This is a genomic window from Flavobacterium macrobrachii (assembly GCF_014486675.1).
In the GTDB taxonomy this organism is placed as follows: Bacteria; Bacteroidota; Bacteroidia; order Flavobacteriales; family Flavobacteriaceae; genus Flavobacterium; species Flavobacterium macrobrachii.
Window position 1 is genome coordinate 1 of the sequence record NZ_JACTAC010000086.1, and the last position, 10,504, is coordinate 10,504.

11 protein-coding genes are annotated in these 10,504 nt (G+C 33.0%); 7 read left to right on the forward strand and 4 right to left on the reverse strand.

Going from position 1 to position 10,504, the window contains the following annotated elements; all coding sequences use genetic code 11:
• From IAI56_RS14070 to IAI56_RS14080, 3 genes are all read left to right on the forward strand, one after another.
• A partial coding sequence (locus IAI56_RS14070; RefSeq protein WP_222941022.1) for a T9SS type A sorting domain-containing protein occupies positions 1-1,156 on the forward strand: 1,156 nt, incomplete at its 5' end.
• Between the two features lie 72 nt (positions 1,157-1,228).
• A complete protein-coding gene (locus IAI56_RS14075; protein WP_133533980.1) occupies positions 1,229-1,648 on the forward strand; it encodes a nucleoside-diphosphate kinase in 420 nt (139 codons plus the stop codon).
• A gap of 143 nt (positions 1,649-1,791) precedes the next feature.
• On the forward strand, positions 1,792-3,138 hold the full coding sequence (locus IAI56_RS14080) for a DEAD/DEAH box helicase (RefSeq protein WP_187658476.1): 1,347 nt from the start codon (positions 1,792-1,794) through the stop codon (positions 3,136-3,138).
• A 63-nt stretch (positions 3,139-3,201) separates the two neighbouring features.
• On the opposite strand, the gene IAI56_RS14085 is transcribed toward IAI56_RS14080, so the two are convergent.
• Positions 3,202-4,308: a lactonase family protein gene (locus tag IAI56_RS14085; protein WP_187658477.1), complete on the reverse strand. Its 1,107-nt coding sequence runs from the start codon at positions 4,306-4,308 to the stop codon at positions 3,202-3,204.
• Between the two features lie 124 nt (positions 4,309-4,432).
• Here IAI56_RS14085 and IAI56_RS14090 point away from each other — a divergent pair, with 124 nt between their 5' ends.
• From IAI56_RS14090 to IAI56_RS14105, 4 genes are all read left to right on the forward strand, one after another.
• Positions 4,433-6,361 carry a BatA domain-containing protein gene (locus IAI56_RS14090; RefSeq protein ID WP_187658478.1) on the forward strand — a complete coding sequence of 643 codons (1,929 nt, stop codon included), beginning with the start codon at positions 4,433-4,435 and terminating at the stop codon, positions 6,359-6,361.
• Positions 6,358-7,608, forward strand: a complete 1,251-nt coding sequence (locus IAI56_RS14095; protein ID WP_187658479.1) for a dihydroorotase — start codon at positions 6,358-6,360, stop codon at positions 7,606-7,608. The genes IAI56_RS14090 and IAI56_RS14095 overlap by 4 nt, the downstream gene beginning before the upstream one ends.
• An 83-nt stretch (positions 7,609-7,691) precedes the next feature.
• Complete coding sequence (locus IAI56_RS14100; protein ID WP_187658480.1) at positions 7,692-8,015, forward strand: hypothetical protein; 324 nt, start codon at positions 7,692-7,694, stop codon at positions 8,013-8,015.
• Positions 8,015-8,659 carry an alpha/beta hydrolase gene (locus IAI56_RS14105; protein ID WP_187658481.1) on the forward strand — a complete coding sequence of 215 codons (645 nt, stop codon included), beginning with the start codon at positions 8,015-8,017 and terminating at the stop codon, positions 8,657-8,659. Before IAI56_RS14100 ends, IAI56_RS14105 begins: the two co-directional genes overlap by 1 nt.
• 35 nt (positions 8,660-8,694) lie before the next feature.
• Here the strand turns inward: IAI56_RS14105 and IAI56_RS14110 are convergent, their stop codons facing one another.
• Genes IAI56_RS14110 through IAI56_RS14120 form a run of 3 tightly spaced genes read right to left on the reverse strand, consistent with a single transcriptional unit; the run spans position 8,695 to position 10,461 of the window.
• Complete coding sequence (locus tag IAI56_RS14110; protein WP_187658482.1) at positions 8,695-9,183, reverse strand: hypothetical protein; 489 nt, start codon at positions 9,181-9,183, stop codon at positions 8,695-8,697.
• An 11-nt stretch (positions 9,184-9,194) separates the two neighbouring features.
• Positions 9,195-9,689 (reverse strand): hypothetical protein, encoded by a 495-nt coding sequence (locus IAI56_RS14115; protein ID WP_187658483.1) that lies wholly within the window; start codon positions 9,687-9,689, stop codon positions 9,195-9,197.
• Positions 9,690-9,693: 4 nt separating this feature from the next.
• On the reverse strand, positions 9,694-10,461 hold the full coding sequence (locus IAI56_RS14120; RefSeq protein ID WP_187658484.1) for an MBL fold metallo-hydrolase: 768 nt from the start codon (positions 10,459-10,461) through the stop codon (positions 9,694-9,696).
• Positions 10,462-10,504: the final 43 nt, after the last annotated feature.

A 10,504-nucleotide genomic window follows, 5' to 3' on the forward strand; every position in this document is an offset into this window, starting at 1 on the left:
CTATTTATTTGCTTCCCTTTTTGTTTTTAATTGTTACTCACAAGTAATATCCATGATTGGAAGTACTAGTCCTTCTGGAAGTTGGACTATTGACACCAATATGAATACTACTGATAATGTTACTTATACATTGAATAACGTGACGTTAACTACTGCAACAGATCCAAACACAACAGGATTAAAATTTAGACAAGATGGCGATTGGGCAATCAATTGGGGAAATAGTAATTTTCCATCGGGAACTGCTTTTCAAAATGGTCCAAATATTATGACCATCGCTGGAGTTTATGATGTTACATTTAACCGATTGAATGGCACCTATACCTTTATTCAACAAGTTACTTTTCCAACTATTGGAATTTGGGGTCCAGCGGTTGACTCTCAGAATGGTTATGGTGGTGACGATGTTGAAATGCTAACAGACGATGGTATTGTTTACACTTTAGCTGACTTTAATTTTAGTAGTGGTCAAGCCTATTTTAGAGAAAATAACAACTCGCAACTGGTTTATGGAAGTACTGCATTTCCTTTTGGAACGGCTGTTGCAACTGGTCCATCAATACCAGTTACCGGAGGTGAATACTTTGTAACATTTAATAGAACTACTGGAGAATATCGATTTGATTATCCTAGTATTGGTATTTTAGGTTCTGCTTTGGGAGGTTTTGGCGTTGAAGATACTGATTTAACGACAACAGATGGTTTTGTTTACACCATTAATGATTTGCAAGTTATTGATGGTGAAGTAAAATTTAGAAAAAACAACAGTTGGATAACTAACTGGGGTTCAGCAGATTTTCCTTCAGGAACAGGAACACAAAATGGCCCAAACATCCCAATTGGTGGTGGTTTTTATGATGTTACTTTTGAAAGAGATACGGGTAACTACCAATTTGTAAATTCATTATCGACTAATGAAAATAGCATTAAAAATTTAAAAATTTATCCAAATCCATCTTCAACTGATTGGACTATTACACATACGGCTACTATTGATCGTATTCAATTGTTTGATGCTACTGGAAAAGAGCTGCAAAACTTCACTCCTGTTGCTACCGATTATACTATTCCAAGCAATGGCTTGTCACAAGGTGTATATTTCTTGAAGATTTCATCTGGTTTGGATTTCTCTGTGCAGAAAATTATTAAAAATTGATAATTATTCCATTTTTTATACTGATTTAAAAACGTTACTTTTGCACCCGAATTTAAAATCATTTATATCAAAATGGCAACAAACAGAACTTTTACAATGATTAAACCTGATGGTGTTGAAAACGGACACATCGGTGGAATTTTAAATATGATTACTGAAGGTGGTTTCAGAATTGTAGCAATGAAATTAACACAATTGACAGTAGCTGATGCTCAAAAATTCTATGCAGTTCACTCTGCTAGACCATTTTTTGGCGAATTAGTTGAGTTCATGACACGTGGACCAATCGTAGCAGCAATTTTAGAAAAAGACAATGCTGTAGAAGATTTCAGAACTTTAATTGGTTCTACTAATCCTGCTGATGCTGCTGAAGGTACAATCCGTAAAAAATATGCAACTTCTATTGGAGAAAACGCTGTTCACGGTTCTGACTCTGATGAAAATGCTGCTATAGAAAGTGCTTTTCACTTTGCAGGAAGAGAGCAATTTTAATATTAGTTAACAGTTGTTTAGTTGACAGTTGTCAGTTTCAACACTGCTGAAAAAACAAATCCCAAATCAAATGGTTTGGGATTTTTTCATTGAAAAAAGCACCAAATTTGAATTTACTACCTTTGCAAAAATTTTCAGAAACCATGAACACGTTTGAACCATTTAATTTACCGAAATCATTACAAAAAGCTATTGACGAATTAGGGTTGACAACTCCAACTCCAATTCAGGAAAGAGCATTTCCAGTAATTATGTCAGGACGCGATGTGATGGGAATTGCACAAACCGGAACAGGAAAAACGTTTGCTTATTTGTTGCCAATTTTAAAGCAATGGAAATTTGCGGCAACGGATACACCACGTGTTTTGATTTTAGTTCCAACAAGAGAATTGGTGGTTCAAGTTGCCGCCGAAGTGGAAAAATTGACACAATATATGTCGGTTAGAACGCTTGGCGTTTATGGTGGTGTAAATATAAATACTCAAAAAACGGCGGTTTACCAAGGTATTGATGTATTGGTTGGAACACCTGGACGTGTGATGGATTTAGCAATGGATAATGTGGTTCGTTTTGATGCTTTGCAAAAATTAATTATTGACGAATTTGACGAAATTTTAAATCAAGGTTTTAGATTTCAAATCACTTCTATTCTATCGATGTTGAGAAATAAACGTCAAAACATTCTTTTTTCAGCTACTATGACCGATGAAGTTGATGAAATGCTGGAAGAATATTTTGAATTACCAGAAGAAGTTTCTTTGGCACCAAGCGGAACGCCTTTGGAAAAAATTGAACAATTGGGTTATAAAGTTCCTAACTTTTTGACCAAGATAAATTTGATTGCTTCGTTACTTGAAGACGAAGCTTTTGAACGTGTTTTACTTTTTGTAAACAACAAAAAAACGGCCGATTTACTAGCCGATAAATTGGAAGAAATTTACCCAGAGCAATTTGGAATTATTCATTCTAATAAATCTCAAAACTACCGTTTGCAAACAATGACTTCTTTCCGTGAAAGCGAAATTAGAGGAATTGTCACTACCGATGTTATGGCTAGAGGTTTGGATATTTCGGATATTTCACATGTTATCAACGTAGAATTTCCTGAAATTCCAGAACAATATATTCACAGAATTGGTCGAACTGGTCGTGCCGACAAATCAGGTATTGCTATCAGTTTAATCAGTCCGCGCGAAGAAGAAATCATGATTGAAGCAGAAGTTTTGATGGAAAAAGAAATTGAATTCATCGAAATGCCTGAAGGAGTTGAAATTGCCGAAAGATTGCTTGAATTTGAAAAAGACAAGAAAAAGAAAATGAAATTTTTAATGAAAAAGCCAAAACTGGAAGGTGGCGCATCTTTTCATGAAAAAATTGCTAAAAACAAAAAAGTAAATCTTGGCGGACCATCAAAAACCAAAAAGAAAACAAGTTCGTCTATTAATAGAAATATTTTAAAAGCTCGAGCTGCAAAGAAGAAAAAGAAGTAATTTTTTTTACAAAACCATTAAGAAATTAAGTTGCATTAAGACTTAACTTAGTCTTGTAATTTTCTAGTCAAATACCAAACAAACAGGTGAACAAATTGCAATTCGTTTTTTAGTATCAGTCAATTTTCCGTTGATTTTGTCGCGTTTAAAAACTACAATTTCATTAGTATATTGATGTCCCACTAACAGAAAATTTCCCGTTGGATCAATAGCAAAATTTCTGGGACCTTTCCCTTCTGTTTTTATCGTTTGTACTAATTTTAATGTTCCATCTTCCTTTCGTTCAAAACAAGAAATGGTATTTGCTGTACCACGATTTGTAGCATATAAAAACTTTTCATCGGGCGAAAAATGAATATCTGCGGCACTAATTTCTCCTTTAAAATCTTTGGTAATAAGCGTTGTTTCTTGAATTACTTCAAGTTTTTCTTTATGGTACTTAAAAACCGTTAACGTTCCATCCAATTCCTGAACTAAATACACATTTTTTCCATCTTTACTGAAAGTCAAATGTCTTGGTCCGCTTCCTGATTTTACTTTTTTTACTTGAAAAGGTTCTAAAATTTCTGCTTCTCTGTTGTTGTAATATTTATAGAAATATATAAAATCCGCACCTAAATCTGTGGCAAAAACATACTTTCCATCTGGAGAAAATTGTAGTTGATGAATGTGTGATTTCTCTTGGCGTGCTGTGTTTATACTTTTTCCACTGTGCAAAATAACCTGCTTTTTATCGGATAAACTTCCGTCTTCATTTTTTCCAAAAACAGCAATACTTCCGCCGCTATAATTAGCAACCAAAACATTTTTATCGTCATTAATAATATGACACGGATCATTTCCTTCCGAACTTTTTGCATTTAAAAATTCTAAAATTCCGCTATCCGAATTGTAATTAAATGCCGAAATTTTACTGTCATTTCCGCTTTCGTTTGTAGCATAAACATGTTTTTTATCTTCCGAAATAGCCAAAAAACTTGGATTTACAACGCCTTTTGTCGCTGATTTTAATTGAAAATCGGCAGTTTCTGTATTGAAATCATACACATAAATTCCATCACTTTCACATGAGTTTGTATAGGTTCCAATAATTAAATTGAGGTTTTTCTGTTGAGCATGAGCGGTTTGCAAAGCAAAAAAAACGACTAAATAATGTAAAACTGCTCTCATTTTCAATTTTTTATCAAGTAACAAAGTTAATCCTTAAACGATTAAGATATTTTTTTAAATTTAAAACATTGAAACTATCTTTCAAAATGATAAAAATAGTATTTTTGACAAATCGAAAATTCAAATGCAATTTAAACATCCCGAAATTCTGTATTTCCTTTTCCTGTTGGTCATTCCAATTTTGGTTCACTTGTTTCAATTGCGTCGATTTAAAAAAGAATATTTTACCAATGTTCAATTTCTAAAAGAGCTTTCTATTCAAACTCGAAAAAGTTCTACCATCAAAAAATGGTTGTTACTTTTTACTCGTTTGCTTTTGCTTACTTTCTTAATTTTAGCTTTTGCACAACCTTTTTTTCCAGGAAAAGACAGTCAAAAATCAACCAATGAAATGTATATTATTTTGGATAATTCCTATAGTATGCAAGCCAAAGGCAAAAAAGGTGATTTGCTGAAACGCGCGGTTCAAGATTTATTGGAACAAACTCCAGAAGCACAGAATTTTTCGTTAATTACTACTTCGGAAAGTTTTTGGAATACCGACATTAAATCCATTCAAAAAGATTTGCAAGACTTGAAATACAGCGCAACACCGTTTCGATTGGATAATTTAATTGCTAAAATAAACGCTCGAAAATCGGCTTTCAACAAAGATATCATTGTTATTACTGATGCAGTTGGTATCAAAAACAATGAAGCTAAAAGTTTCAAAAAAGAAGACAATGTTTACTTTGTAATTCCAGAAGCGGAACAAAAAAACAACATTTCAATCGACAGCGTTTTTATTGCTCAAAATTTGGATAACTTCTATGAAATTAGCGTTGAATTGACTTCAAATGGAGAAAATTCAAAAGCCATTCCGATTGCGTTATACAACAAAAACAAACTGACCGCCAAAACAATTTTGGATTTTGAGCAAATTAAAAAAACCATCAATTTCACTATTCCAAAAGAAGATTTTCATGGTTATGTTTCCATTACTGATAAAGGTTTGGAATATGACAATACGTATTATTTCAGTATTTCAAAACCAAGTAAAACCAATGTAATCAGTATTGGCGAAGCCGAAAAAAGCGGTTTCATGGCACGAATTTATACTTCGGATGAATTTAGTTTCACAAATTATCCAATTGCCAATTTGGATTATAATTTGTTGGAAAAACAAGATGCTATCGTTTTAAATGAATTAAAAGAAATTCCGCAAGCCTTACAAACTACCTTAAAATCATTTGTAAACAAAGGTGGAAATTTGGTTATCATTCCGTCGCAAGAGTTGAATATTTCTGCAATGAATTCTTTTTTGAGCCAATTTGGAGCTGTGAAATATGCTTCGGCAAATGGCAATGAAAAGAAAGTAACCAAAATCAATTTCAATCATCCGCTTTTCAGTAGTGTTTTTGAAAAGAAAATTGATAATTTCCAATATCCATCAACTAAAACGTCGATTGGTTTAAGCAGTAATTCGCCAGCCGTTTTGAGTTATGAAGACCAAAGTGCCTTTTTAACTTCTGTTAGTAATCCGATTTCGAGTGTTTATGTTTTTGCTGCGCCAATTAATAAACAAAATAGTAATTTCCAAAATTCGCCTTTGATTGTTCCAACGTTTTATAACATGGCACAAAACAGTCAAAAAACAGGCGTAAATGCTATTACTATAGGCGAAAACCAACCTTTTATTGTTGATGCTTTACTCTCTAAAGATGAAATTTTGACGATAAAAAATGCTGAGGAAAGTTTCATTCCGGTGCAACAATTATTAAATACTAAAGTAAAAATGACGTTTAACGACAATCCGTTATTGGCTGGGAATTTTGGTATTTTTAATGGTCAAAACGAAATTCAAAATATCAGTTTTAACTATACTCGAACCGAAGGAAATCTTGCCAATATCAATGCTGATATTGCCGCCGATTTTGAAAAAACAAACAACATAGAAACGGTTTTTAACACCATTCAAACCGATAGAACCGACACGCAAATCTGGAAATGGTTTGTGATACTAACACTACTCTTTTTAGCATTGGAACTACTAATCCAAAAATTTGTAAAATGAACCTACTACTAAGCAACACAACAATTATTGACCCAAAAAGTTCATTCCACAACCAAAACGTTGACCTAATTATTGAAAACGGAATAATCAGTAAAATAGGCAAATCGCTTTCAAACAAAGATAATTTGGAAGAAATAAATATTGATGGTTTGCACGTTTCACAAGGTTGGTTTGACAGTAGCGTTTCACTTGGCGAACCTGGATTTGAAGACAGAGAAACGATTGCAAACGGTTTGAACTTAGCAGCAAAAAGTGGTTTTACCGGAATTGCTTTGCAACCAAACTCCTTTCCTATTATTGACAATCAGTCGCAAATTCATTTCGTAAAACAAAAAGCGGCAAATTCGGCTACTGATTTATTTCCGATTGGTGCTTTGACCAAAAATAGTGAAGGAAAAGATTTGGCGGAACTTTTTGACATGAAAAATGCTGGAGCAATTGCTTTTGGCGATTATGGAAAAAGTTTATCAAATGCTAATTTGCTGAAAATTGGATTGCAATATGCTCAAGATTTTGACGGATTAGTGATTGCTTTTTCGCAAGATGAAAACATAAAAGGTCAAGGCGTTGCCAATGAAGGAATTGTTTCCACTCGATTGGGTTTGAAAGGAATTCCAAATTTAGCCGAAGAATTAATCGTTGCCCGAAACTTATTTATATTAGAATATACTGGAGGAAAACTTCATATTCCAACGATTTCTACAGCAAAATCGGTAGAATTGATTAAAGAAGCAAAAGCCAAAGGTTTGAACGTAACTTGCTGTGTTTCGGTTCATCATTTGGTATTAACCGATGAAAAACTGGAAGAATTTGACACGCGATACAAAGTTGCTCCGCCATTACGAAATGAAGTTGATAGACAAGCTTTGCTAAACGGAATTTTGGACAATACGATCGACTGTATTACTTCCGATCATAATCCGATGGATATTGAACACAAAAAAATGGAATTTGATTTGGCTAAAAACGGAACTATCGGATTGGAAAGCGCTTTTGGTTCGTTATTGACCGTTTTACCATTAGAAAAAGTAATTGAAAAATTAACGTCAGCCAAAACCATTTTTGGAATAGAAAACCAAGCAATTGAAGAAAATTCAAAAGCCAATTTATCATTCTTTACAACCAATAATGATTGGACTTTTAGCAAAGAAAACATCCTTTCAAAATCAAAAAATTCAGCGTTTTTAGGACAAAAAATGAAAGGAAAAGCAATTGGAATTTATAATAATGGTAAATTAGTGATTTAGTTTTTTTTTGCATTATACATTATACATTATACATTATACATTATACATTATACATTATACATTATACATTATACAATAAAAAAATGAACGATATTCAAAAAGGAAAAAACACCGCAGTTGTAGCTTACATGACCATTATTGGTGCTGTTATTGCCATTTTTATGAACCAAGAAGAAAACAAAACTGATTTTGGTTCGTTTCACGTTCGACAAGGTTTAGGAATATTTCTTTCTTTTTTCTTGTTGGGTTATTTTGTTGGCTATATTAATAGTTGGATGGCAACTGGAGCTTTTTATTTATTCTATTTTATCCTTTGGATTTATGGATTTCTTGGTGCGTTACAAGGACAAAAAAAGGAAATTCCGTTACTTGGAGCATTTTTTCAAAACCTATTTAAAAGTTTATAATGAATTTATCGTTGCATCATTTAGTCAGAGAACCAAAAATTAAGCAAGAAAAAAATCCGTTATTGCTGTTATTTCACGGTTATGGAAGCAATGAAGAAGATTTGTTTTCATTCGCCTCAGAATTACCCGAAGAATATTATGTAATTTCAGCTCGCGCACCATTTGATTTGATGTATGGAAGTTATGCTTGGTATGCTATCAATTTTGATGCAGACGAAAATAAATTCTCAGACATTGGTCAAGCTCGAGCTTCAAGAGATATTATTGCCAGTTTTATTGATGAATTGGTTGCTAATTACGCTATTAATGCTGATAATGTTACACTGATTGGTTTCAGTCAAGGTTGTATTTTGAGTTATGCTGTGGCATTGTCTTATCCCGAAAAAGTACAACGTGTTGTTGCCATGAGTGGTTATTTGAATACTGAAATGGCTGTTGATGATTTCACAGATAACGATGTTTCAAAACTAAAAATATTTGCTTCACACGGAACAGTTGATCAAGTAATTCCAGTAGATTGGGCACGAAAATCAATTCCAGTTTTGGAAGAATTAGGAATAAATGTTACTTACAAAGAATATCCTGTTGGCCACGGCGTAGCACCACAAAATTTTTATGATTTTAAGAATTGGTTGCAATCGTAAACAAAAAAAGGTCTTGAAAATTCAAGACCTTTTTTTTACTGTTCAGTATCACTTCCCAAAACTTTGTGACCAATTTCGCCATCGCCAGCAAAAAGATTTTTATCGCCTTGTTTCAACACATAACCTTTCCACGGAATAAGTTGCCATTCGCCCAAAATCCATGGTTGACCTTCTGCTTTTCGGGTTAAAACCAATGAGTTTTCTTGATTAGGTAAAAATATTTCAGCTTGATTTACATCTTCGCTAAAAAGTACATAAGCACTTTTGGTTTCGTCTTCATTATCCTGTAAATCAATTGGATTTAACTGAATTCCAGAGAAACCTTTTATACATTCTTTATTGACTTTTGACCAAATATAACCAGCCGAAGCCAAGCAACCGTGTTCATCTTTGTCAGAAACAGTAGTACTATCTTTCACCGAAGCTTCTAAAAGTTCGCTTTCTTCTTCTGGTGATTTTTCATCGGTTAGTTTACACGATGCAAACGATAACGCAATGATTATAAATGGAATTATTTTTTTCATCTGCTTGACTTTTAATTAAGTTGTTTTGGATATAAATAACTCTCAATTGTTTCAAATGAAATACTTTGATCTTCGTTTACAAAATATTTAATCAAAACTTCCCCCCAAAGTTCGCCGTTGCTATAATCTGCAATAATCCAACGATGGTTTATAATTTTCATTTTATTTATAATAAATTTTTGTTCGCCCATTTTTCCTTGGTCAACATATTTATTTCCTGCTGGATCATCATTGTAAGCTAATAATGCTTGTTTTACTTTTTCAGAAAAAGCTGCAATTTCACCTTGACCTTCTAAATAATTTTGAGCTCTATCGTTATGTTCCAACGTAAAAGCAACATCATCAATCGATTTGTTGAACATTACCAAAGTACTGTCTTGCAATTTTTTATTTTCAATTTTTAGTGCTTTCACTTCATCCGAACCTTTGGAAGCAAAATATTTATAGGTAAAAACATTCATCAAAACTGCGATGATAAATAAATAGAGAAACAACGATTTTTTCATAATTTTAAATGGTAATTTTTAAATTGTCATACGCCAAAAACACATTTTTAGGTAATCTTTTTTGCACTTCTTCATGAAATCCAAGCAAATGACTGATATGCGTTAAAAAAGCTTTTTCTGGTTGTACCAAATGTATAAAATCTAACGCATCCTGCAAACTAAAATGTGAATGATGTGGTTCTTCTCGCAACGCATTCACTACTAAAACCTTCACTCCTATTAACTTATCAATTTCAGTGCCATTCATTCTTTTTACATCGGTTAGATAAGCAAAATCACCAAAACGATAACCAAAAACTTGTGTTCCGCCATGATCAACATCAATGGGAATGATTTCTAAACCATCCATAAAAACCGATTGATTATTGATAACTTCAATGGGCTGAACACTTGGTGCGCCAGGATATCTATTTTCGGTTCTAAAAATATAATCAAAACGCTGTGCTAAATTTTCTAAAACATATTTGTGTCCGTAAATCGGAATTGGTTTTGCTTGCATAAAATTAAAAGGACGAATATCGTCCAAACCCGCAGTATGATCGGCGTGTTCATGAGTAAAAAAAAGCGCATCCAATTTGGTACAACCCGAATTTAACATTTGTTGTCTAAAATCAGGTCCGCAATCAATTACAAACGAACTTTCATTCCAAGTTATCCAAACTGAAACACGCAATCGTTTGTCTTTTAAATCGTTACTTTTACAAACAGAATGATTACTTCCAATAACTGGAATTCCTTGAGAAGTACCTGTTCCAAGAAAATAAACTTGCATCATAGCATGGTTTTTGATTATAACTTTACCCGTAGTGCATTAT

Bases quoted from the DNA above. Each gene is read 5' to 3' on its own strand.
- IAI56_RS14085 (WP_187658477.1), bottom strand. From the start codon at position 4,308: ATGAGAGCAGTTTTACATTATTTAGTCGTTTTTTTTGCTTTGCAAACC.
- IAI56_RS14080 (WP_187658476.1), top strand. From the start codon at position 1,792: ATGAACACGTTTGAACCATTTAATTTACCGAAATCATTACAAAAAGCT.
- IAI56_RS14105 (WP_187658481.1), top strand. From the start codon at position 8,015: ATGAATTTATCGTTGCATCATTTAGTCAGAGAACCAAAAATTAAGCAA.
- IAI56_RS14115 (WP_187658483.1), bottom strand. From the start codon at position 9,689: ATGAAAAAATCGTTGTTTCTCTATTTATTTATCATCGCAGTTTTGATG.
- IAI56_RS14075 (WP_133533980.1), top strand. From the start codon at position 1,229: ATGGCAACAAACAGAACTTTTACAATGATTAAACCTGATGGTGTTGAA.
- IAI56_RS14120 (WP_187658484.1), bottom strand. From the start codon at position 10,461: ATGCAAGTTTATTTTCTTGGAACAGGTACTTCTCAAGGAATTCCAGTT.
- IAI56_RS14095 (WP_187658479.1), top strand. From the start codon at position 6,358: ATGAACCTACTACTAAGCAACACAACAATTATTGACCCAAAAAGTTCA.
- IAI56_RS14090 (WP_187658478.1), top strand. From the start codon at position 4,433: ATGCAATTTAAACATCCCGAAATTCTGTATTTCCTTTTCCTGTTGGTC.
- IAI56_RS14110 (WP_187658482.1), bottom strand. From the start codon at position 9,183: ATGAAAAAAATAATTCCATTTATAATCATTGCGTTATCGTTTGCATCG.
- IAI56_RS14100 (WP_187658480.1), top strand. From the start codon at position 7,692: ATGAACGATATTCAAAAAGGAAAAAACACCGCAGTTGTAGCTTACATG.